Origin of the sequence: Arthrobacter sp. V1I7 (assembly GCF_030817015.1) — a bacterium.
GTDB lineage: Bacteria > Actinomycetota > Actinomycetes > Actinomycetales > Micrococcaceae > Arthrobacter.
Genome location: NZ_JAUSYS010000001.1, coordinates 348,733 through 371,421, shown reverse-complemented (window position 1 = coordinate 371,421; position 22,689 = coordinate 348,733). Strand labels below are relative to the sequence as shown.

The following is a 22,689-nucleotide window of genomic DNA, read 5'->3' as shown; positions in this document are numbered from 1 at the left end:
TTGAAGAGCACTGCGGGCTCGCCCTCATGGAATTCGACGACGCCGAGAAGCTCGCGCTGCAGCGCTGGGCCGGCGGCGGACTGCTGGTGTCCATGCTGACCACGGCTCCCGTGCCTGGCGATTTCAGGCAGCATCATAAGGTTGGGGCTTCTTGCTCCGCGATTCTGATCATACGAAGTTCGTCCTCCACCGCGCGGGACGGCCAATAGTCCTTCGCCAGCTCACTTGCCCGGCCTTTATCTGCTGCCGGGAAGAGCTTGCCGAGCAGTCCGGCCGCTTGAAGCAGGGCCATCAGCGCCGTGGTCCTGGCATCGGGTGCCTTGGCGTCAGGCTTTGCGGGACCGGGCGCCCCGGAACCAGGCGCCCCGGAACCAGGCGCCCCGGCATCAGGCGCCGTGTCTTGAGACATCCCGGCAGCGGGCGCCGTGTCTTGAGACACCCCGGCAGCGGGCGCCGTGAGTTGGGGCGCCCCGGCATCGGGCGCCGCACCGCTGAGTGCGGCCTGGATCTTTTTCAGGAGCGCCGCCTCCGGAGCGTGGTCCTTCTCCGGATACCGCACGGTCCGGAACAGACCCCGGTGCTTTTCGCCGACATGTTCCACGATGCCGAGGGACGCCATGCCCTCGTAAACACGCTGCACTTCGGCGCGGCCCTCCAGCATGGAGACCCACCGCTTGGGAGTGTGCGGCCGCGATTTGCCACGGATGAGCTCCAGCTCGTGCTGGAAGTCCGTTTGCGGGGCGGCGCCGGTAGCCCTGACGTGCTTCCCCTGCAGCTCGATTGCACCGATCAGGTCCAGCTCGGCCAATATTGCCCCTGCCAAGGTGGTCCTGAGGGCGTACACCGGCACTTCAGGTTTGCCGTCTTTGTCGTTCGTTGCCAGAAGTAGGAAGGCCTGGGGAAGGTTCAGCTCCGCCGTCTTCGGTGTTTCAGCGTTCATACGAACATGGTGGCGCAGTTGGGCAGCCACCACAATGAGGATTTACAAGCGTCTACGTCGGCGTTTACCTTGCCCTGCCGCTGGGCAACCTCGCGCGCGTTGATCAACAGAGAATTGGACGCGCCGTGGCCCGTCGGGCGGCGCAACTAGAACACTTGGTCGGGGTCGACGGTGGACGTTGCGTACTCTGGACGCCCGAGAGGCCGATAAGTCTGGATGGTGATGCCCCGGGACGTGGTCCGCGAGTTGACCAGATCGAGTGCGATGTCCGGACCGGAATCGGGGAACAGCCTTGTGCCCTGGCCGACGACGACGGGATAGGTGACCAGGTCGAGCTGGTCGACCAGGTCGTTGGCGAGCAGCCATCGGACGAGGGCACCACTGCCCGGCACCAGCAGTTCACCATCGTGATGCGCCTTCAGATCACCGACGGCCGTGAGGACGTCGCCGCGCAGGATAGTCGTGCCCGCCCACTGTGGGTCGGCGAGGCTGGTCGACGCCACGTATTTGGGCCGGCTGTTCAGCGCGGCGGCAATCGGGTTCGTGCTCGGATCGGGCATCGCTCCCCAGTAGCCGGCGAAGATCTCGTACGTCCGCCGTCCAAAGAGGAATGCGGCCGCGCCGCCGTAGACCTGGTTGAGATAGTCCCCGGCTTCGGTGTCGAGAAGTGGTATGGCCCATCCGCCGCGGTCGAAGCCGCCGCTGCGATCCTCGTCGGGTCCGCCCAACCCCTGCATCACGCCGTCCACCGAGACGTTGGTCGTGGTCGTCAACTTCATGTCGTGTCACCTCGTCGAACAACGGCCGCGGACCCCTTCTGGATCCGCGCTACTTGCTCCAGAGAAGCACACTCGCGGGAGCCACACGAGGGCCAGATCGTCACCGACGCCTTGTCGGCGTCGCGCCCTGAACATCCGTCGGCCGGGTGACGCGTCCCGGCTACGTCCGACCACGCCGCCGTCGGAGCGCTGTCTCGAGCCACCTTACGCAGCTCTGCCGGTAGTCGGGAGGTTGTACGCCTCTTTTGCGAATACTTCACGACGAGCGGCGACCCGTGTCCGCGCCTCCTGGTTGTCAGTACACTGGGACGCATGACCGAGCAGGAACCGGCTCCGTACAGGGCCGCTGCGGCTCCCCATGGCAGCGCGGGCCTCCCCGAGGACCCGGCCGTCACCTCCATGCCGGTCGAGGACGGCGAGGCCCCGCGCCCGGCCGATCCCGACGGCATCGACACGTCCTTACGGAGTCCGGCACAGCGGTCCCGCACCTTCACCGGGATCCTGGTGAACACCGGCCTCGCCAACATCACGACCAGTTATCTGTGGTTTGCACTGACGTTCTGGGTGTACCTGGAGACGCGCAACGTGATCGCCACCGGCGTAGTCGGCGGCGCGTACATGCTGCTGATCGCCCTTTCCAGCATCAGCTTCGGCACATTCGTGGACCGCTACCGCAAGCTGGCCGTGATGCGCTTCGCCGCCGGCTTCACCCTGGTGATGTTCGTGCTGTCCGGGATCATGTTCCTGATGACACCCGCCGCCAGTCTGCTGGACCTGACACGGCCGTGGTTCTGGGTCTTCACCCTGATCATCCTGGTGGGTGCGGTGGTGGAGAACATGCGCAACATCGCCCTCTCCACCACGGTCACCATCCTGATCGACCCGGATCGGCGGGCCAACGCCAACGGGCTGGTGGGCATGGTGCAGGGGCTGATGTTCATCGTCACCTCGGTGCTCTCCGGGCTGTCGGTCGGACTGCTGGGCATGGGCTGGACGATCGTCGTCGCCCTGGTGCTCACGGCGCTGGCCTTCGCGCACCTGCTTACACTGCGGATGCCCGAGGAGGTGCGCGTGGCCGCCACGGACGCGCACGGCGGATTCGACCTGCGCGGCTCCCTAGCCGCCGTGTTGGCGATTGCCGGACTGTTCGCGCTGATCCTGTTCTCCACGTTCAACAACTTCATCGGTGGCGTCTACATGGCGTTGATGGATCCCTACGGCCTGGAGATGTTCCCCGTGGAACTCTGGGGGACCTTCTTCGCGCTGGGCGCCACGGGTTTCCTCGTCGGAGGCGCGCTGATCGGCAAGTTCGGGCTCGGGTCCAACCCGTTGCGCACCATGCTCATCGCGGTGATCCTGATGGGGGGCCTCGGTGCGGTGTTCACGCTGCGGGAATGGGCGTGGCTGTACATCGCCGGCATCTGGCTGTACCTGGTCCTGGTGCCTTTCGTGGAGGCCGCCGAGCAGACGGTCATCCAGCAGGTCGTGCCCCTGCCCCGGCAGGGCCGGGTGTTCGGATTTGCCATGGCGTTCGAGTCCGCGGCCGCGCCGGTCACAGCATTCCTCATTGCGCCGATCGCCCAGGTCTGGATCATCCCGTACGCGCGGTCCGCTGAGGGTGCCGCCCAGCTCGCCCCGCTGCTGGGCGAGGGCACCTCCCGCGGCATCGCCCTGGTGTTCCTGGTGGCCGGGATCATCATGATCGCGGCCGCCCTGCTGGCCTTCCTGACCCCGGTCTACCGCCGGGTCTCGGCGTCGTATGCGCGGGCGGCTGTGGAAGCGCCGGAGACGGCCGCACCCCATCCTCGTCCTCAGGATGATTAAGAAACGACGGCGATCTTCTTACACGCCTCCGGATCGGCGGCAAACTGTCCTGCCGATGCCTCCTGCGCTGGATTTTGATTCGACGTGCGTCCATGATGGGGCGCATGAGCCAAGTCACGTGCGATCTGACCATCTCCCTCGACGGATTCGCCGCCGGCCCGAACCAAAGCATGACGGACCCCCTGGGCGAGGGCGGAGAGCTCCTGCACAGGTGGATGTTCGAAGAACCTGAGCCCAACGCAGCCGCGCTCGAAGGCATCCTCGCGGCCGGCGCCTACATCATGGGACGGAACATGTTCGCCGGGCCCGGGGCGTGGGATGAGGAATGGCGGGGATGGTGGGGTGAGGAACCGCCCTATCACGCACCCGTGTTCGTTCTCACCCATCATCCACGCGAGCCCCTGGAGATGCAGGGCGGCACCACATTCAACTTTGTGACCGATGGGATCGAATCAGCGCTGACACAGGCGCGGAAGGCCGCTGGCGACAAGGACGTGGCAATTGCCGGAGGAGCGCAGACTGTCCGCCACTACCTGTCCGCCGGGCTGATTGACGAGCTGCGGCTCCACATCGCACCCATCGTCCTGGGAGCCGGAGCGCTGCTGCTGGACGGCGTCGGCAACCTCAACCTCGAACCGACGGAGGTGAGCGGTACCCGCCTCGTCACCCACGTGCGCTATCGGGTAATCCGCTGAAGTTTGTATCCGGCGCGCGAAGGCGTTCCATCCCGTTCTCTGTAGCAGTGGGCGGACGACGGCGGCACCTCCCGCGGTCGTCGGCCTGCGTTTGGTGCCGCTCCCCTACAGAGCCGTCCTATGCGCCGGGGAACCGCAGGCGGCACGTTGATCGTCTACTCAGCCCAGTCGGCGTCGTCGTATGGGTCGGCCGCGGAAGTGGGCGCGGAGGTATTCCCCCACCACAGCTGCGCCTAGATCTCCGGCTGCGGGCGCCACGACGCGGCCGTCGATGCGGCGGGCCATCCGCTGCACGAACCGTTCCAGGCCCGGGTCGTCGCCCAGCCGGAAGAACGTGGCCTGCGTGCCGGTCCGCCCAAGGCGGTCCAGCTCGGCCACGGTAGCGCGGATGGTCTCCGGGTCCGGCGGCCAGGAGAACCAGGACTCGCCGTCGGCCAGCAGGTGCGCGGTGGGTTCGCCGTCGGTCACCACCAGGAGGACGGGCTGCATCGACGGGTGCTGGCGGAAAAACCGGCCGGCGAGCAGCAAGCCGTGGTGCAGGTTGGTGCCCTGCTCCCGCCGGGCCGGCAGGGCCGTGAGCTCGCCGATGTCCATGGACTGCGCGTACCGGCCGAACGTGATCAGCTGCAGCCGGTCGCCGCGGAACCGGGTTGTGACGAGGTGGTGCAGGGCGAGTGCGGTGCGTTTCATGGGCACCCAGCGTCCCTCGGCGGCCATCGAGAAGGACACGTCGACAAGCAGGGCGACGGCGGCCTGCGTGCGCGCCTCCGTCTCCGTCACCTCGATGTCACCCACGGCGAGGCGCAATCCGCGTCCCGGATCACCGCCGTCGGCAATCGTGCGGCGGATGGCGTTGGTCATGGTTCGGGTGACGTCCCACGGCTCGGCATCCCCGAACTCCCACCGGCGGCTGGCGCCGGTCTGCTCCCCGGCCGCCCCGGCAACGCGCGTGTCCCGGCGTCCCTGCCGGCCGGAGAGTTGCTTGGCGGTGTCCCGCAGCAGCGACCTGCCGAGCCGTCGCATGGCCTGCGGTGACAGCCGGAGATCGCCGTCGGCCCCGCGCCGGAGGTAGCCGCCCTCCTGCATGGCCCGCTCGATTTCGGCGAGGGTGCGGGCCGTAACGGCGGCACTCTGACCGAGCTGGCGGGCGAGGGCGTCCAGGTCCAGGTCGTCGAGGCGCGACCCGCTATAGGCCTGGGAGAGCTGTTCGGACAGCTCGTCCAGTTCGGCGATGTCCTGGAGCACGCCGGTGCCGTCGCCGAGCCCGAGCCCCTCCTCACCTTCGAAGCGTTCGGAGCCGGTCCAGTCCTCGCCGGGACGCAGGGCGCGCAGGCTGGCGTCGAGCTGGTCGAGCTGGGCCAGAAGTTCGGGCGAGCCGAACGCCTGGGCGGAAAGCCGCATCAGCTCATCGCGCTGCTCGGCGGACATGGACTGCAGCAGCCGCTGGGCGGCGGCCGCGCGCTGGGCGAGCGCGTCCACCAGCTCCTCGACCGATTGTGGGTTCTCCGGAAAGAAGTCGCCGTGCCGGGCCATGAACTCCTGGAAGTCCGCGGGGGTGTCCTCGCCGCGCCGGTGTTTGCCGAGGAGCTCGTTGAGGTCGTGCAGCATCTCGCTGACGGCCGCGCGGTCCTCATCAGTGGCGCTCTCGAGGGCCTGCTTCATTCCGGCGAACCGCTGGTCAAGGATTTCGCGGCCCAGCAGATCCTTGATTCGCTCGTAGGCCTCGCGTGCGGTGCTCGACTGCCAGTCATAGGAGGCCAGTTCGTTGACCGCTGCTGCCGTGGATCGGGGCAGGTTCTGCAGTTGCATCTCCCGGAAGGCGCGGTCGGTGTTGTCCATCATGGCGTCGCGGGCGAGCTGTTTGCGCTCCTCCAGCACCGCGGTGTCGAGCAGCTTCTGGACTTCGTTGAGGGTGCCGTCCAGCCGGTGGCGGCCCAAGAGTTCACTCCGTCGCTGCTGAACGCGGCCGGCGAGGTCGTCGAGCCCTTCCCGGTTGCGGCCGCCGCGCCGCAGGAACTCCCGGAGGGCGTGCCGGGGCGAGTAGCCTGCCATGACATCCTCGGCGACGGCGTCCAGCGCCTCCGCCAGGTCCACCGGCGGGGCGAGCGGATCCGGTCCTCCCCTGTACCGGCCGTACCGGGACCGGTTATGAATGCTCATGGGTACTCCTGTGCTCTGCTGTAGAACTACCTGGCCGTGGAACTTCTTCTTAGCCGTAGATCGTCGCCTCGTCGTCGGACTCCTTGGAGATCCGCCGGGCGAGGTAGAGACCTTCCAGTGCAAGTTCGACGGCGGCCGCGCGCTGCCCGTCGTTTGTCGCGCCCAGTCGCTCACTGATCTCGTCATAGAGGCGGGATCCGTTGAGGGACGGGAGGTTTTGAAGGACCTCCCGCGCGGTGACCAGTTCCCCGGTGGTCACGGTGGCGTGGCCGTCGAGGGCAGCCACGAGCGGACCCATGTCGATACCGTGGAAATGCGCCCGCACGGCTTCTGCAGTGGCCATGCGCAGGAGGTGGTCGAGGATGTCCTGTTCCCGCCCTTCCTCACCCGACTCGAACTCAATCTTCCCTCCGAGAACTTCCACTGCGGCGTCGAGGTCGATGATCCGGGCGACGGCCTCGGCCTCGCCGCGCACGCTGGCCCGGCGCAAGGCCGCCGCGGCGACGGTTTCGGCACCTGCGATGGCGAACCGCGCGGAAACTCCGGACGTCTGGTTGATCGCGGGGGACTGCCGCAGCGCCCGGGTGTAGCGGGCCAGGATCTCCAGGATGACCGGCGGGACGCCGGCCACCAGCTGCCCCTCCTGCCGGATGACGGCGACCTCGTCGTCGAGCTCTATCGGGTAGTGGGTGCGGATCTCGGCACCGAAGCGGTCCCGCAAGGGCGTGATAATCCGGCCGCGGTTCGTATAGTCCTCCGGGTTGGCGGACGCGACGACCAGTACGTCGAGCGGCAGCCGCAGCACGTAGCCGCGGATCTGGATATCGCGCTCCTCCATCACGTTGAGCATCGAGACCTGGATCCGCTCGGCGAGGTCGGGCAGCTCGTTGATGGCGATGATCCCGCGGTTGGAGCGCGGGACCAGGCCGTAGTGGATGGTTTCCGGGTCCCCGAGGCGGCGGCCCTCGGCCACCCGCATCGGGTCGACGTCGCCGATCAGGTCGGCGACGGAAGTGTCCGGCGTCGCGAGCTTCTCGACGTAACGCTCCGAGCGGTGGCGCCACGCCACCCGTAGCCGGTCCCCCTCGGTGAGGGCACGGGCGCGGGAGTGCTCTGTGATGGGTTCGTACGGGTGTTCGTTCAGTTCCGAATCCTCAATCACCGGAGACCACTCGTCCAGCAGCCCGGCAAGGGTGCGGAGGAGCCGTGTCTTGCCCTGTCCCCGTTCACCGAGCAGGACGACGTCGTGGCCGGCGAGCAGGGCCCGCTCGAGCTGGGGCAGGACGGTACGGCTGAAGCCGTACATTCCCGGCCACGGATCACGGCCGGCGGCGAGCGCGGCGAGCAGGTTGTTGCGGATTTCGCGGCGCAGGTCCTTGTGAACGTGGCCGGAGGCACGCAATTCACCAACAGTGAAGATATCGGGGCGATCACTCACTCCTCTACGGTAGTCCTCGATTGTGCGGGGAATCGAGGGATTTTTTTCGGATTCCTGAGCTTGGGGGCCGCCCGGGTCCCCGGGCCGGGCCTGCGAAGCACGGGGAGGCGGTGAACGATACCGCTCCGCGGCTCCCCCACCCCCGCAAGCTCGGTCGGGGCCCCTGCCGCTACGCTTGATCCTGATGACTGCAGCCACACCGCCGGCACCATCGGGGCCATCCTTGGGGCCTCCATCGAGGGAGCAAGGCACGCTCCTCCTTCTGGTGCGCCACGGGGAGACGCCGACGACGGGCACGGTGCTGCCGGGGCGGGCCCCGGGACTGCATCTTTCCGACCGTGGCCGGGCCCAGGCCGAACGTGTCGCAGAACGGCTCGCGGGCCTGCCGGTCGACGCCATTTATTCCTCGCCGCTGGAGCGCACCTGCGAGACGGCGAAGCCCACAGCAGCGTGCACGGGACTGGAAGTGAGCCGGGACGCCGGCCTGCTCGAATGCGACATTGGCGACTGGACCGGCGCCGCGATCGCCGAAATGGCCGCCTTGCCGCAGTGGCAGACCGTCCAGCACAGCCCGTCTGCCTTCCGCTTCCCGAACGGCGAGAGCTTTCTTCAGATGCAGGCGCGGATCGTCGGAGCGCTTGAGGTTCTTTGCGCAGCCCACTCCGGAGGCGTCGTCGTGTGCTTCTCCCACGCCGACCCCATCAAGGCCGCCGTCGCCCACGCGTTGGGCACACCCCTGGACCTGTTCCAGCGCATCGTCATCAGCCCGGGCTCGGTGTCGGCCATCTCGTTTGTGGAAGGTCAGGCACCCGCTGTGCTCATGGTGAATTCGACCTCGGAACCTCTCAGCGGGCTGAGGGGTTAGTAGCGAAATGGCTACTAACGGTGAGACAGACGGTAAAAGGGGACAGCCGGTGTCCGGGCGGGAGCTGACCCTGCTCGCCGAGGGCCGCGTCGAACTGCTCGGACGCCTCCCGCGCAGCAGCAACGAGACGTTCCTCGTGGAGATTTCCTGCGGGAACGACACAGCCTACGCGGTCTACAAGCCGGAGGCCGGGGAAAGACCGCTGTCCGATTTCGAGCCCGGGCTCTACCGGCGGGAACGTGCCGCCTACCTGCTCAGTGAGTCCCTGGACTGGGGACTCGTGCCGACGACGGTGATCCGCGGGGAAGCGCCCTTGGGGATCGGTTCGCTGCAGTGGTTCATCGAGTGCGACTTCCGTGAGCATTACTTCACGCTGTACGCTGACGCGCCCGAGACCCACCGCGACTTGTCGCAGATTGCCCTGTTCGACTACATCGCCAACAACACCGACCGCAAAAGCGGGCACGTGCTGCGCGGCGACGACGGACGGGTATGGGGCATCGACCACGGGCTGTGCTTCTCGGCAAGTTTCAAACTCCGCACCGTGATCTGGGACTTCGCCGGCGATCCCATCCCCAGCACCCTGCTCGGGGACATCGCTCCCCTCGCAGAGGCGGTGCCTCCCGAGGTGGCCGAGCTCCTCGACGACGAAGAGGTCGGTGCCCTGCAGCACCGCGTGCAGCGCCTGCTGCACGCGGGGGTGCTGCCGGTAGACCGCAGCGGCATGCGTTACCCGTGGCCGCTCGTCTAAGCGCCCGCCTGTGCCTTCTTCGAAGTTTGTTTGCCAGGAAGACCATCTGGCCAATCCGCAGGCATAGGCTACAAACAGAACGTTCCATCACCGGGGAGGTCATCGTGGACACTGAAACCGCCGATGTTATTGATCATGATGTCACCACCATCACCTGCGTGTGCGGCAACACTGTCAGCAAGGACGGGTTGATTCAGGCCAACTCACAAGGCGTCCCCGTCTACATCGGAGACAGCACCCCGGTCCCCGCCGGGCTGGCGAAATGGCCTGCGGATGCGGATCTCTACACCCTGTGTCCCTCTTGCGGCCGCGTGTACCGTGACGCGGTCATCGAAGAGACAGGAACCGCGCCTGTTGCTTTCCGGGTCGACGTCACCGCTGGCCCAATTGCCGAGGCTATCCGCGTCCATTGGGGGCTCGACACCCAGGAATGAACCTGGTGAGCGGACGACGGCGGGGGCTTCCTGCCATGCAGCTTTTGCCCATCATGTCCTTCCGAACGTTGACGAGATGATGCGGTCCACCTTGGCGTCAGGTCCCGAAATAAGGAAATAAGACTGCACAATTGACGGTTCTCGGGACGTGCGGTGCTCCGCTGGAGCCGGACGAGTCCGCTATTCACGATGGATCGTAAGAGGGTCCTACAGGCGCTGGACCAGCGCATGGATGCGCCGGGCGATTTCCTCGCCTGCCAGGATGCCGCGGGCATCGGTCACGCGCAGGTGATCCCTGCGGAAATCGACGTCGGCGAGTTCTCCGTGGGAGGGACGGAAGGCGACGTCGGCTTCGGCCAGCATCGGTCCGTCCAGCAGCGAATCCCCAGCGGCGATCACCCGGGAGGCCCCGGTCCGCCGGGCGACTTCTGCGACGGCGCTGTTCTTCGTCACCGCCTGCGGCACGCAGTAGAGCTTGCGGCCCTGGACGGACACCGTCCAGCCCAGCGAGGCACACCATGCGTCCAGCTCCCGCACGAATTCCGCGGGCATGAGCTCCCGGTCCACGATGGCGTAGAGGAAGAGCTCTTCGGCCTGGCGCAGCCGGAGGATCCAGGTCCGGTAGGCCTCCCGGGACAAAAATTCCTCGATGACGGCTAGCGGCGCGGAGCCTTCGGAGACCAGTTGTCCGACTGTGGTCTGCCACTCGATGTCCGGCTCGCCGTTCTTGAGCAGGACACCGCCGTTGGTGGTGACCGCGTATTCAGGCACGGCACCGGGCAGCCGGACCCGCCGGTACTGGGCCTCGGTCCGGGTAGTCACCGGGACGAAGATGGCCGTCCGGGTCAGTTCGAGCAGCAGCTGTTCGGCGGTGCGGGTCATAAACGAGATCGGCACCCCCTGGTGGAGCTCCGCAACCACCATGGCCGGTGCCAGGTGGTCGGGGACCTCCAGGAAGAAGGCCTTCGCGGAGTAGATCAGGGTCCGGTCGAGATCCGAGGCCACCAGGACGGAATTCACAGGGCGGCCGCCGCAGTGAATCCATCGGCACCGGATGCCCTTCGGCTGAACCGCGGATCGATGAGCCCCACGCAGCTGAAGGGCAGGTCCGGCACCTCCAGCACCGTCACACCGCGCTGCTGAGCCAGCAGCAGGATGTGCGCTATCTCGGGCGCGGCATCAGGACGCATCAGGATCTTCCACGGCACCCTGCGCAGCAGCACCCGTGTTGTCTCGCCGACCCCAGGTTTGACCAGATTCAGGTCGTCGATCCCGTGTTCCCGGCCGAGGTTTTCCACCGCGAGCCGGCCGGCCCAGGTGGGCGTCCGGTCTGCGGCCAGCAGGGCCGGGGCTTCGGCCCGGGCGGACGCTTCGACGGTTGCGAAATGGCCGGAGACGGCGGCCAGGAATTCCCGCGAGACGTCGTCACCGCGCAGCTGGTGGTAATACTTGGCCCCGTGGAAGTCGTCCGGGCCGATGAACTTCGTGTTGAAGACCGTGCGGGACACGAGCCCGGACACCGTCGAGTTCAGGCAGGCGGAGGGTATGAGGTAGTCCTCGCGCGTGCCGTACATGTCGGCGCAGTGCCCTGGATCGGCGAGCACGGCGAGGTCCTTCGGGAAGGCAATACCGTCGGAATCGGCGAAGCGGTCGAGGGCGGCCGAGAGCTCGCGGGTGACCGCGCCCTTTCCAGTCCAGCCGTCCACAAAGAGGATCTGCTCCGGATCATGGTGGGCGGCCAGGTAGCGCAGCGCGGTCTGGTCCAGCCCGACGCCGCGCACGATGCTCATCGTGTAGTGGGGCAGGTCGATGCCGTGGATCTGCTGCGCCCAGCGGCGCATCAGGATGCCGACCGGCGTGCCGGCCCTAGCCAGGGAAACCAACACCGGCCGGTTCCGGCGCGCGGCCAGCGCCATCTCGGTCACGGTGCCCACGGCCTGCGCGACGCGCGCGGAGGAGCGTTTCAAGGCGTCCCGGTACAGCTGCTGGTACTGCTGCGAGGGCGAATATTCGATCGGCAGGGACTCTGCATAGCTCGCCCCGCCCGATTGCATCGCGGCTTCACGATCGGCCGCTGGCGCTTCCAGCGCGGCATCACCGATGTCCTTGAGCAACCAGGTGACTTCCTCCGGTGCGTAGGAACCGAACGCCGGTCCGGCCAGCGGCGCCGGGAGGATGGGTGAGGCGTGCAGGAGGACGACGACGACCGCGCTGCAGACGGCGCTGAGCGCCTCCGTCACGCTGCCGGCACCCGAGAGGACCTCTGCGGGGGTTCCAGGTTCGGGCATCAGGACGATGGTGCCGAATCTGCGGCCGACGGAGGAAACATTGTGGGCGAAGCGCGCACCGGGGCCGTCCACGGTGACGTCATGGCTGGTGAACTGCACCGTGCCGGTGATGGCGTAGTCCGGGCGGTCGAGTGCGAGGATCGGGGAGCGGGTGGTGGTGGAGAACCGGACGCCGCGGTCCGGATTTAGCCGGTCCAGTGCATCGGCCACGGCCAGGGGCACGTGGATGAACTCCTCGCTGCCCAGGACCAGAACGGACTCCGCGGCAGCCGCCTGCGGAAGCACCCGGTGGATCGATGCCCCGATCTCGGCCAGGGTAGCCGCCGCGGGGGGGCCGCCGTTGCCGAACCGGTCGCTGCGGACGGCTGCGCCGTCCGCAGCGACCTTGAGGAAGGTCACCGTTCCGGGTGCCGAATCGGGAGTTGCCGGCACCTGCGGCAGGGCCGCCACCACCTCGTCGGCACGCTGGAGAATGTCCGCGCCCAGGGTGATCTGCCCCGTGCCCAGGGCCACCACCCGGATGCGGGTTCCGAGCCGTTCCGCCAGTTCGTCGAGCCTGGCCCGGTCGCCCGGTGTCCGCAGGTCCACGAGTGCGGCCACCGTGTAGCTGGGATGGGGCGCCAGGGCGTGGAGTTCGGTGATGGTGTTGATGATCGTGGCCCCGGTGCTGAGTTCGTCGTCGACCAGCACCACCGGTTCCGGGGCGTTCAGGCGCCGCGGATCCGTGGGCAGCAGCCGGTGTGAGGTGGCGTGCGAATGTGATTCCTCGAAGGACCCATAGGCGGCGGCGCCCGCCGGGGCATGCCGGGAGGAATGGATGTAGTACGAGCCGATCGTGTCGGCCACAAGCCGCCCCAGGCCGGTTGCCGTCTCCGCGTAGCCGATGGTAATGATCTGCTGGTTGCGGGTCTTCAACCCGGCGAGCCGCCGCCGGAGACTCCGCAACGCGGCCCGCCGGCCGTCGTCGTGCGTTTCCCCGCGCAGGAGCGCGGCGAGCCCGGCCGCAATGGTCCGAGTGACGGATCCGGATTCCGGGGAGGCGGACAGCGCCTCGCCGACGAGCACCCCCAGCAGCTCACCGGCGGCCATGACCAGCCCGGGTTCCGACGGGACGTGTTTGCCCAGCACCCGGGACACCAGCAGGTGAGCCCGCTTGGGGTTGCGACGCAGTGCCAGTCCCACCAAGTCCTCGACCGGCAGCAGGCTGGCGGAGTGGTCCGTCTTGATGCTGACGCCGAGGGCGTCCCGCACAAAGCCGCCGGTCCAGGGGTGCTGGCTCAATTCATGCTCGCTTCCAGAAGGTCAACGTAGGTGATGTTCTCGGCGGCAACGCCAAACGCTGCGGCACGCAGCAGCGTCTGGCCGGCCCAGGCCTTATGGGGCTTCATCTCATTCATCTTGTTGCCGTACGGCGAGGCCGAGGCGCCGCCGCCGTTCTTGCCAGCGATCTCCAGCGCGTCCACGTATTCCTCGTGGCTGACGACACACATGGCATGGACCAGCGGGACATGGGTGGGGTGGATGACCGTCTTGCCCAGCAGCCCGTTGGCCAGGTCCAGTTCGATTTCGCGGATCAGCCCGTCGAGGTTGGCCGTCAGAATCCGATCGCGCAGGGGCATCTCATTTGCGTCCGCGAAGGGAGTTCGCCGCAACAGGGGGCGCAGTACTCGTTCGCTGTTGCCGTAGTGCTCCCACACCGGACCGGAGATCACGAACCCGTCATCCGGCCGGCCCAGCACATTCACGATGTCCCCGATTACGGAGGCGACCACCTTGACGTCATAGATGGTCAGGTCCCGGGAGCGGCGCAGGCCGAAGGCACTGGACATGTCCGTGGCGCCCACGCGGACGGCCAGAATATCCTCCCGGTTGGCTTGCAGCACGTCGCAGATACCGGACAAGGTCCTGGCCCGGGTCTCGCCGTGGATCATGACCGGCGATTCCATGATGGGCATTATCCGCAGCCTGCGGCCGCCCCCGCGGGAAGCGTTGATGTTATGCAGGGCGTCCAGGAACCGCTGCGCCTGGCCGGTCTCATTCTCAAACTTCGGAATGACAAAGCCCATCAGCAGGTCCAGGGCATTGCCGCAGCGGCGGGCCAGGCTCAGCATCTGCTCCGGGGTGCGGACCCGGAGAAACAGCAAAGGCCCCTCGTCGAGGTGGAAGGCGCCTTCGGGGTCGCTGCCGCTGTCGCCGCTCCTGTCATCGTCGCTGCCGACGCCGCTCCCGCGGCCCGGCCCGGCGGAACCGGCATGCAGCCGGGTCAGCGTGTTCACGACGTTGGTCTCGGCGGCGTCCACCACATCATCGGCGATGGAATCCTCGAGGCAGATCACCATGCTCAGGCAGCCGCGGGCCGCCTGTTTGCTGATATCCTGCGCCAGGTTCGGGCGGTCCGCCGGAGTGTAGAGCGTGGCGCCCAAGGCCACGGCCAGCAGCGCGGGGGCCGAGCCCAGGCTCAGCTCCTGCGGAGCGATGTGGAAAAGGCGCGAGGCATGCTCGTCGCTTAGAAAACTGAAATGGCGCATGCCGTCCCGTCAGGGTCCCTGCCGACGGGCGGCAGCTTGGGTGGTCATAGAAAAGCCGAATTCCTGCCAGAGCAAGGCGGCATCGGCGCGGGCCGGCACCGGTTCGGCGCGCAACTCGATGAGTCCATCGATCGCGGTCAGGGACAGGATGTATCTGAGCTCTCCGTCGGCTGCGGGCAGCGTCACGGTGCCGCCGTCGAAGATCTCAACGGTCAGGGGGGCCGAACGCGGTCCGATAAAGAGCGCCCGGCGCAGTTCGCGGATATGCCGCAGCGCCACGACTGCCGTCCCGTCCACGTAGCCGACCAGCGGGCGGTTTCCCGAGCATTTGATGGAAGTGCCGGAGACGGCGCCGTCAACCGTCATTGCCCCGGTCACACGGTCGGAGCTTTCCCATGCCGCCGAGGTTGCCCCGGTCACCAGCAGACTTCCAATCGCCGACTGGCGCGCGTCAAGGCGGATCATGGGCGTCTGGGCGTCGATGAGCCTCGTCGCGCCGATCCCGGGAGCCGGAAAAAGCCGGGCGGGCCGAGCCGCGGCTGCCGGCCGGGCTCCGGCCGATGGCGTCGCTGGCGAGGTGGCTGCTGCTGGGGATGCTGGCGCGGGCGATCGGCTCAGGGACAGCGACGGGGCGGCTGTCGGGGTGGTCGGGGCGGCGGCCGGGGACATCGGCTTCGACGGCGCCGCCGGTGTCCGTATGGATGCAGCCGGCTCGGATGTTGCCGGGTCCGATGTGTCAGCGCGGGCGGCCCGGCCAGCCTGGGCGGCCGGCTTGACCCGCCGGCTGAGATACGTGATGTCCGTGCGGATGTTGGACCTGTTCAGTGCCATCGCCTAGACATCGAACCGGAAGTCGGCTGCCACGCCGCGCAGTCCGGTCGTGTAGCCCTGGCCCAGGGCCCGGAACTTCCAGTCCTCGCGGTGGCGGTACAGTTCGCCGAACATCATGGCGGTGATGTTGTCCTGCGGGGACTGGGGAATATCGAAGCGCACCAGCTCCTGATTCTGTGCGGTAGCCACCCGGATGTACTGGCCGCGGATGGCGGAGAAGGTGCCGGGCCCGCGGAGATCGGGGTCGACGTAGACAATGAACGTAATTTTGGCAACGCTGACCGGCACCAGGGACAGGTCGACGTCGATCTGCTCCTGGTCGTCGGTGCCGGCGAAGGCCACCGAGCCCTCCGGGCTGGCGATCTGGTTGAAAAATACCAGGTGATCGTTCGAGACGGCCCGGCCGCTGGCGTCGCACATGATCGCCAGGGGAACCAGCTCGGACTGGGGCCCCCGGCTGGGGATGGACTGCCAGCCCAAGCCGACCAGGATCTTGCTCAGTCCCGGGTTCTCGGCCGTCAGCGCGGCGTTGGCCCCGGCCACAAGATTGCCCATCAGCGGCCTTCCAGACGAAGCGTGGACGGCGCGAACTTATCTTCGAGGAACCGGCCGTGGGTGGACAGCTCGGCAATGGCACCGATCCGCACCTGGTTGGCCAGGTCCCGAGCTATCTCCTCGAGCGTGGCGAACTGTTCCGCCAGCAGCCGCGTCGGCCCGGACTCCTCGGTCCTGGCACTGTCCGGGAGCGCCAGATAGGTGCGCAGGGGATCCGGGATGTAGCTGCAGACGATGGAATTCAACAGCACCTGCTGCTCCATCGAAGCCCCCTGCTCGGCCATATGGCTCACCAGCGGGCGCAGCACATCGTCGATTTGGCGCAGCTGCGAGGACACCGACGTCGGCAGTTCAGCGCCAGCCCGCCGGATGGCGCTGCGCAGGTTGTCCAAGGATCCGGCGGTCTGCGCCATCTCGGCGTCGGCCGTTGGCTCGGGAGCCTGTTCGGCGATGCTCGGCACGGGGGCGCCGCCGAACAGGGAGCCGATGAACTTACCAATCACTGCGGTACCGCCTGCTGCTTTCCGCCGTCACTTAGTCTGTCTGGCCCTGGCGTGCGCGTTCCAGGTACGGTTTGGCCTTCTGCACACTGGCTTCGAGGGCCCCGACGGTGCTCTCCATGTTCTTGGCCGCCTCCGACCGGAAGGTGTCAATGGCATCCATCGTGGCGAACACATTGTCGAAGGCCTTCTGCAGCGTCTCCACGCTGACCCCGGAGCTGGACGCCTGCTGGTGGATTCGGGAAGTCTGGTCCTTGAGCATTTCGCTGGTGCTCAGGATCATGTTGTTGGTGGTGGTATTGACGGCGTCGATCTGGTCCAGGACCATCTTCTGGTTGGCCAAGGCCTGGGCCACGATCACTGCCGTGCGCAGGGCAGAAATGGTGGTGGTCCGCGCCCGTTCCACACCCTTGATCAGTTCAACGTTGTTCTTACGGATCAGGTCCATCGCCAGGTACCCCTGAACCGAGACGGCAAGCTGGGTCAGGATGTCCTGGTGGCGCTGGCGCACGGGGAACAGGACGTCCGCCTCCATCTTCTGCGCCTCGGTAATCTGCCCGGCGGCGCGGGTGGAGTCGATCTTCTCCACGCAGGCGGCATCCAGTGCCTTGGCGAAGACGGCATATTCGCTCAGCGCCTGCATCGTTTCCCAGAGCTGGATTTTTTCGTTGGCCAGGCTGGCATTGTCCTTGAGCAGCTCGTCCTGGCCCGTCATCAGCGCCTTGATGATCTGGTTCAGCTGGGTCTGCGCCGACTCGTATTTCTGGAAGTACTTGGCCAGCTTGTTGCCGCCGGGGATGAAGCCCAAGATCTTCTTGCCCACGCTCATGTTGGCCTGGTTGGGAGTAAGCTCCTCTACCGTGCTCCGCAGCTCACCCAGGGTGTTGGCGACCGCAACCTGAGCGCTGTTCCCGGACTTCTTGGCGCCGGCAACGGACGTCGAGGAACGCTCCAGCAGCCTGCTGGAGGAGTTGCTGGACGCTGTGATCTCGGCGCTGCCGATCTTGTTGATGCCATCGACCTGTGAGGAGAACTCCGGGCTGCGCGCGTCCAGCTGGGCCAGACCGGCCACGAACTCTCTGGCCTGCCTGTTGATCTCGGCCCTTCGTTCGTCGGGGACCGGCACCATCCCGGGAGCGTCTTCGGGCTGAACTATGGCAGGGGCGTCCGGAGCCTGAAGCACCAATGAAGCCTCTGCGGCGTCGGGGGGAGTCAACGGAGAATTCATGATGCTGCCTTTTCGAGAGAGCGGTGGTGTCCCGGTGTCGATTGGCCGGGACACCACCTCAGGTGGAAACGATGCGGAGCTAGTCAGTCCGGGACTCTAATCAGTCCGGGGCACTGATCAGCTAAGGTCGACGCCGAAGTCCTTGGCGATGCCGGCGAGTCCGGTGGCGTACCCCTGTCCGACGGCCTTGAACTTCCAGTCCCCGTTGTTGCGGTAGACCTCGGCGAAAATCATCGACGTTTCGGGCGCAGCGTCCTCGCTCAGGTCGTAGCGGACGATTTCCTTGTCATCGACCTGGTTGACCACCCGGCAGTAGGCGCTGCGCACCTGGCCGAAGTTCTGGCCGCGCGCTTCACCCTGGTCGATGGAGACCACGATGACAACACGCTCGACGTCGGCCGCAACCAGGGAGAGATCGATCAGGATCTGTTCGTCGTCGCCGGCGCCTTCGCCGGACCGGTTATCCCCCAGGTGGCTGACGGAGCCGTCCGCGGCAGCGGGCTGGTTGTAGAAAATGAAGTCCGCGGAGGACCGGACCTTGCCGTCCGCCGCCACCAGGAGGGCGGAGGCGTCGAGGTCGAAAGACTCTCCCGTCGTCGTACGCGGGTCCCAGCCCAATCCCACCACAGCCTTCGTCAGGCCTGGTGCGCTCTTCGTCAGGGACAGATTGCTGCCTTTGGTAAGGGTTAGTCCTGCCATGTTTGTACCATTCCTTCGTGTTGAATCGATCTTGCGAACTAGTCCAGCGAAATGCCGAAATCGGTGGCGATGCCGTGAAGACCCGTGGCATAGCCTTGGCCAACCGCCCGGAACTTCCATTCGGCACGGTTGCGGTAAATCTCGGCGAAAATCATCGACGTTTCAGGTGCCGCGTCCTCGCTCAAATCGTAGCGGACCACTTCCTGATCCGTGTCCTGGTTCATCACACGGCAGTACGCGTCACGGATCTGGCCGAAGTTCTGGCCGCGGGCATCCGCCTGGTCGATGGAAACAACGATGACAACGCGCTCCACGTCCGCTGCGATCAGGCTGAGGTCGATCAGGACCTGTTCGTCGTCCCCGTCGCCCACACCGCTGCGGTTGTCGCCCTGGTGGACCACCGACCCGTCTTTGGACTGGAGCTGGTTGTAGAAGATGAAGTCGTCCTGGGACCGGACCTTGCCGTCCGCCCCGACCAGGAGCGCCGAAGCATCCAGGTCGAAGGGTTCGCCGCTGGTGGTCCGCGGATCCCAGCCCAGGCCGATCAGGGCCCGTTCCAGCCCCGGATCAGCCTTGGTGAGTGAGAGATTATTGCCTTTGGTAAGGGTCAGACTCGACACAATAAAGGATCCTTCGAGCGACTAGAGGACGGCGGCAGCAGGTGCGATCAAATCCGCGACCGACCGGCCCTGGGCCCGCTCCCCGATGGCCTTAAAGGTCCATCCCGCGCCGTCACGGGATACTTTGGACATGATCATGGCCGAATGGGTTCCCGAGTCGGTCAGCTGGTACTTGGCAATTTCCGGGCTTCCTGGCGTGGAGTCGTCCACCAGCCGGCAGAAGGCATTCTGCACCTGATCGAAGGTCTGGCCGGTGTAGCTGCTGATGACGAAGACGATGTGTGCCACGGCCGGGGAGACGAGCTCCAAGTTGACCAGGATCGTCTCGTCATCGCCGTCGCCGTCGCCCGTCAGGTTATCCCCGGTATGACGCGTGGAGCCGTCTTTGCTCTGCAACTGGTTGTACCAGACCTGATCCAGCGACTTTCCAGCCGCGTCGAAGAAAATGGCCGATGCGTCGAGGTCGACCTCCACGGTCTTGGCCTTGCCGAAAAAGCCCTTCTTGGCCGGGGCCGCCGAGTCCCAGCCCAGCCCCATCTTGGTCTTAGTGAGCGAACCGCCGTCTTTCTTGGTCAGCGACAGCGACTGGCCCTTCTGCAAGCTCAATCCCATAATTTCTTAACCTCCAGCTAGTTTGAATACTCGTGTCCTCAGGTCCCAACGACTCCGGCCATGCGCTAGTTCCGTGCGTACATGTGAAGTTAGAGGGGTGAGGACGCAGACCATGCCGATCAGGCCGGGTTCGAGAGTGATCCTAGCCGGAATCGAGGTGATGGCGAAGCCGCCTGACGCTGGCGGCAGAAGCAAAGAGACGGCGAAGGCCTGGAATGGCGCGGAAACCGGAATAACAGGCGACCAGCCAAATGCTTTCAAGAACACTTCGCGTGCGTCTCCTTGAGCTTCGAATTGGAGTCGTGGCGCGGGCGGAGCCGGACAAGGTGGCAGTGTATGGTCTCGTCTAATTGCCGAATCTCAGACGCAAAGGACGGCTCTTGCTGGAAGTCATTCACCCGAAGTCAATGTCCAAGTAAGGATTGAATACAAATGGGGGAAAAATGACAGACATCAAGTATCAGGCACGTCTGCAGGTGCTGTCCCATTGGGCGACTGAGGCAGCTGGGCAGGGTCACCTTGTCCCGCGCATTGCCGATCTGGAGGCCATCTCCGCGGCGAGGACCGGCGAGGCCCCGGGAGTAAGCAGGGAGGCCGTCCAGCCTTGGTTGCCGACAATCCAGTGGCTGTTGAAACAGGCAGCTTTTGGTGTCGTGGACCCACATGTCCAGCTCCCCGACGAATTGTCGCGTCCCGCGGGTGCGGCCCACGCTCTCCAAGTCGTTCCAGCCGACGAAAATTCAGCCGACGCGCCGGCGCCGGCGGCGATGGAAGTGAGCCTCGTGACGGTCCTTTCCCCGGACACGGAACACGGCAGCAGCCACGCCGCCGAAGCCGTCACAGTCATCGCGGAGATCAAACCCACGACCCCCATTGCCAAGGGGCCGAAGTGGGAGTCCGAGGCCCATGAGCAGGTTAAAGGTGCCGTGCAGAGATTCACAAGACCACTCCACGATCTCCTCACGCGTGACGCCAATGAGGGCGACACCCGGCTCTTGATTACGGACATGCTCTGCGAGGGTTTGGGCTATGACAAATTCCGCGACCTGAGCACCGAATACATGGTCAAACAGGATTTCGCGGACTACGGCGTCAGAATTGACAAGCAGCTGGTTGCATTCATAGAGGTCAAACGGGTGAGCCAGAAACTGAATGAGCGCCACCTTCGTCAAGTCCAGATGTATGCGGTCAACGAGGGTGTGGAGTGGATGATCCTCACCAACGGCCAGGTCTGGCAGGCGTACCACCTGACCGGCGGACTCCCCGTGATTGTAAATCTCGCCTTCGAGGTTGACCTCCTCGGCCCTGAATCGCTGGAGGCAAAAGCCGACAAAATGTTCTTCCTGCACCGGGAGGCGCTCAAGCGCCGTCGGATCGACGAGCTGTGGAAGCACCGCGCGGCAACGTCGCCGGATGCGCTGCTGGACGTCATTCTGTCCGACACGGTGCTGGAAACGATCCGCAAGGAAATCAAGCGGAATACCGGGATCACCACAACGGTCCAGACGCTGGCGGCAGTGATCCGGACGGAGATCGTTGACCCTAAGCTTCGGAACAAGTAGTGTATCCGCGGGTATTCAGCGGACGGTTTTTCCGGCTCAGTTCTGCTGTCGTCACGGACAATTACTGCAGGCGCGTATGCAAAAGCGGGGTGACGCACCGACGAAAAGCGAGGCGCCGCCAGGGTCCGGGGCAACGACGTATTTTCTTGGCGGCGTCGTTGTTTCATAGGCGAGGCCGGGTGCACGTCGATGTAGCGCTATGTAACCAGAGAGGCCGGGATCTGCCCGGTGGCGGCGTCGGTGTGGAGCACCGCCTTGTAGTGCCGGACGAGTTCGTCCCCCAGAACAGACCAGGTCCGGCCCTGGACCGAGGCGTGGGCTGCCGCGGCGAAGGCCCGGCGTTTAGTGTCGTCGCCTGTCAGGTCCGTTACCCGGGCGCGCAGACCGGCGAGGTCGCCCGGCTGGTACAGCCAGCCGGTGCGGGAGTTCTCCACGAGGTCCAGCGGGCCGCCGCGTCCTGTGGCGACGACCGGGACACCCGAGGCCATGGCCTCCTGGATGGTCTGGCAGAACGTCTCCAGCTCGCCGGGGTGCACGAAGAGGTCGAAGGACGCCACGGCGCGTGCCAACTCCTCGCCGCCGAGGAAACCGGTGAAAACCGCCGTCGGCAGAGCTGCCTGGAGCGCCTGCCGCTGCGGTCCGTCGCCCACGATCACCAGCCGGGTCCGCGGAATATCGGCAAGCACCGCGAGGTCTTCCACTTGCTTCTCGACGGCGAGCCGGCCCACGAAGCCTATGATGCGTTCCCCGCCCGGGGCCACGGAAGCCCGCCACGCGCCGTCGCGTTTTTCCGGACGGAAGAGCTCGGAGTCCACGCCGCGGCGCCACATTTCCACCCGCGGAATGCCACGGCCGTGGAGCTGGTCCAGCGCAAAGGTTGAGGGGACCAGGGTGCGGGCGGCCAATAGATGGATCTGCTCCACCCGGTTCCACGCCCAGCTCTCCAGGAAGGGTACCCCGTAGCGCGCCGCGTAGCTGGGGACCTCGGTTTGATAGATGGCCACGCTGGGGATGCCGAGCTGGTGCGCGGCCTGCGCCGCACGCCAGCCAAGCACGAAGGGGGACGCTAAGTGGACCACGTCCGGTGCGAAGTCGGCAAGGATTCGCTTGACCCGAGACACACCGCCCAACGCCACTCGCACATTCTCATACCCTGACAGCGGAACCGACGGCAGGCGGTGGACGAAGGCCCCGCAGACCTCTGGAGGAACGTCAGCGTCCTGCGCGGACGGGGCGATCACCAGCACTTCGTCTCCACGGCCCTGAAGATGCTCCAGCACGCGCAGGATGGAGTGCGTTACCCCGTTCATGAGCGGCAGGAATGATTCGGCCACGATTGCGATCCTCACGCCTCCACGGTGCCCGGACCTGCTGTCCGTC

At 66.1% G+C, this 22,689-nt stretch carries 22 protein-coding genes; 7 read left to right on the top strand and 15 right to left on the bottom strand.

What is annotated here, in order from left to right:
* Positions 1-133: 133 nt before the first annotated feature.
* Both QFZ69_RS01710 and QFZ69_RS01705 read right to left on the bottom strand, forming a co-directional pair.
* On the bottom strand, positions 134-940 hold the full coding sequence (locus tag QFZ69_RS01710; protein ID WP_306915173.1) for a GPP34 family phosphoprotein: 807 nt from the start codon (positions 938-940) through the stop codon (positions 134-136).
* Positions 941-1,086: 146 nt separating this feature from the next.
* Entirely contained in the window at positions 1,087-1,719 is a 633-nt protein-coding gene (locus QFZ69_RS01705) for a dihydrofolate reductase family protein (RefSeq protein ID WP_306915171.1), read from the bottom strand.
* A 312-nt stretch (positions 1,720-2,031) separates the two neighbouring features.
* Between QFZ69_RS01705 and QFZ69_RS01700 the strand changes: the two genes are divergently transcribed.
* Positions 2,032-3,543 carry an MFS transporter gene (locus tag QFZ69_RS01700; protein WP_373461770.1) on the top strand — a complete coding sequence of 504 codons (1,512 nt, stop codon included), beginning with the start codon at positions 2,032-2,034 and terminating at the stop codon, positions 3,541-3,543.
* 104 nt (positions 3,544-3,647) lie between these two features.
* A complete protein-coding gene (locus tag QFZ69_RS01695) occupies positions 3,648-4,238 on the top strand; it encodes a dihydrofolate reductase family protein (protein WP_306915169.1) in 591 nt (196 codons plus the stop codon).
* Positions 4,239-4,397: 159 nt separating this feature from the next.
* Here QFZ69_RS01695 and QFZ69_RS01690 read toward each other — a convergent pair whose 3' ends face one another.
* Together QFZ69_RS01690 and QFZ69_RS01685 are read right to left on the bottom strand one after the other, a co-directional pair.
* Positions 4,398-6,398, bottom strand: a complete 2,001-nt coding sequence (locus QFZ69_RS01690) for a VWA domain-containing protein (protein ID WP_306999874.1) — start codon at positions 6,396-6,398, stop codon at positions 4,398-4,400.
* Between the two features lie 49 nt (positions 6,399-6,447).
* Entirely contained in the window at positions 6,448-7,836 is a 1,389-nt protein-coding gene (locus QFZ69_RS01685; protein WP_306915165.1) for a sigma 54-interacting transcriptional regulator, read from the bottom strand.
* A 184-nt stretch (positions 7,837-8,020) separates the two neighbouring features.
* Between QFZ69_RS01685 and QFZ69_RS01680 the strand changes: the two genes are divergently transcribed.
* From QFZ69_RS01680 to QFZ69_RS01670, 3 genes are all read left to right on the top strand, one after another.
* On the top strand, positions 8,021-8,701 hold the full coding sequence (locus QFZ69_RS01680; protein WP_306915163.1) for an MSMEG_4193 family putative phosphomutase: 681 nt from the start codon (positions 8,021-8,023) through the stop codon (positions 8,699-8,701).
* A gap of 7 nt (positions 8,702-8,708) precedes the next feature.
* Positions 8,709-9,452, top strand: coding sequence for an SCO1664 family protein (locus QFZ69_RS01675; protein ID WP_306915161.1), 744 nt, complete (start codon positions 8,709-8,711; stop codon positions 9,450-9,452).
* A gap of 104 nt (positions 9,453-9,556) precedes the next feature.
* The gene (locus QFZ69_RS01670) at positions 9,557-9,886 is read left to right on the top strand and encodes a hypothetical protein (RefSeq protein ID WP_306915160.1); all 330 of its coding nucleotides are present in this window, start codon (positions 9,557-9,559) and stop codon (positions 9,884-9,886) included.
* Positions 9,887-10,093: 207 nt separating this feature from the next.
* On the opposite strand, the gene QFZ69_RS01665 is transcribed toward QFZ69_RS01670, so the two are convergent.
* The 4 genes from QFZ69_RS01665 to QFZ69_RS01650 are packed head-to-tail and all read right to left on the bottom strand — an operon-like array spanning position 10,094 to position 15,167.
* A complete protein-coding gene (locus tag QFZ69_RS01665) occupies positions 10,094-10,906 on the bottom strand; it encodes an HAD family hydrolase (protein ID WP_306915157.1) in 813 nt (270 codons plus the stop codon).
* Entirely contained in the window at positions 10,903-13,455 is a 2,553-nt protein-coding gene (locus QFZ69_RS01660; protein WP_306915155.1) for a phosphoribosyltransferase domain-containing protein, read from the bottom strand. Before QFZ69_RS01660 ends, QFZ69_RS01665 begins: the two co-directional genes overlap by 4 nt.
* Entirely contained in the window at positions 13,452-14,702 is a 1,251-nt protein-coding gene (locus QFZ69_RS01655) for an HpcH/HpaI aldolase/citrate lyase family protein (RefSeq protein ID WP_306915153.1), read from the bottom strand. The genes QFZ69_RS01660 and QFZ69_RS01655 overlap by 4 nt, the downstream gene beginning before the upstream one ends.
* A 9-nt stretch (positions 14,703-14,711) precedes the next feature.
* The gene (locus QFZ69_RS01650; RefSeq protein ID WP_306915150.1) at positions 14,712-15,167 is read right to left on the bottom strand and encodes a hypothetical protein; all 456 of its coding nucleotides are present in this window, start codon (positions 15,165-15,167) and stop codon (positions 14,712-14,714) included.
* Here QFZ69_RS01650 and QFZ69_RS01645 point away from each other — a divergent pair.
* On the top strand, positions 15,166-15,540 hold the full coding sequence (locus QFZ69_RS01645; RefSeq protein WP_306915149.1) for a hypothetical protein: 375 nt from the start codon (positions 15,166-15,168) through the stop codon (positions 15,538-15,540). The genes QFZ69_RS01650 and QFZ69_RS01645 overlap by 2 nt on opposite strands.
* On the opposite strand, the gene QFZ69_RS01640 is transcribed toward QFZ69_RS01645, so the two are convergent.
* From QFZ69_RS01640 to QFZ69_RS01615, 6 genes are all read right to left on the bottom strand, one after another.
* A complete protein-coding gene (locus QFZ69_RS01640) occupies positions 15,537-16,088 on the bottom strand; it encodes a TerD family protein (protein WP_306915147.1) in 552 nt (183 codons plus the stop codon). The two genes, QFZ69_RS01645 and QFZ69_RS01640, sit on opposite strands and share 4 nt — an antisense overlap.
* Positions 16,088-16,591, bottom strand: coding sequence for a hypothetical protein (locus QFZ69_RS01635; RefSeq protein ID WP_306915145.1), 504 nt, complete (start codon positions 16,589-16,591; stop codon positions 16,088-16,090). The genes QFZ69_RS01640 and QFZ69_RS01635 overlap by 1 nt, the downstream gene beginning before the upstream one ends.
* A 31-nt stretch (positions 16,592-16,622) precedes the next feature.
* Positions 16,623-17,816, bottom strand: coding sequence for a toxic anion resistance protein (locus tag QFZ69_RS01630; protein WP_306999872.1), 1,194 nt, complete (start codon positions 17,814-17,816; stop codon positions 16,623-16,625).
* Between the two features lie 117 nt (positions 17,817-17,933).
* Positions 17,934-18,515, bottom strand: a complete 582-nt coding sequence (locus tag QFZ69_RS01625) for a TerD family protein (RefSeq protein ID WP_306915140.1) — start codon at positions 18,513-18,515, stop codon at positions 17,934-17,936.
* Positions 18,516-18,553: 38 nt separating this feature from the next.
* The gene (locus QFZ69_RS01620; RefSeq protein ID WP_306915138.1) at positions 18,554-19,135 is read right to left on the bottom strand and encodes a TerD family protein; all 582 of its coding nucleotides are present in this window, start codon (positions 19,133-19,135) and stop codon (positions 18,554-18,556) included.
* Positions 19,136-19,156: 21 nt separating this feature from the next.
* Positions 19,157-19,747, bottom strand: coding sequence for a TerD family protein (locus QFZ69_RS01615; RefSeq protein WP_306915136.1), 591 nt, complete (start codon positions 19,745-19,747; stop codon positions 19,157-19,159).
* A gap of 443 nt (positions 19,748-20,190) precedes the next feature.
* Between QFZ69_RS01615 and QFZ69_RS01610 the strand changes: the two genes are divergently transcribed.
* Entirely contained in the window at positions 20,191-21,309 is a 1,119-nt protein-coding gene (locus QFZ69_RS01610; RefSeq protein WP_306915134.1) for a type I restriction enzyme HsdR N-terminal domain-containing protein, read from the top strand.
* A 197-nt stretch (positions 21,310-21,506) separates the two neighbouring features.
* On the opposite strand, the gene QFZ69_RS01605 is transcribed toward QFZ69_RS01610, so the two are convergent.
* Entirely contained in the window at positions 21,507-22,658 is a 1,152-nt protein-coding gene (locus QFZ69_RS01605) for a glycosyltransferase family 1 protein (RefSeq protein WP_306915132.1), read from the bottom strand.
* Positions 22,659-22,689 lie beyond the last annotated feature (31 nt).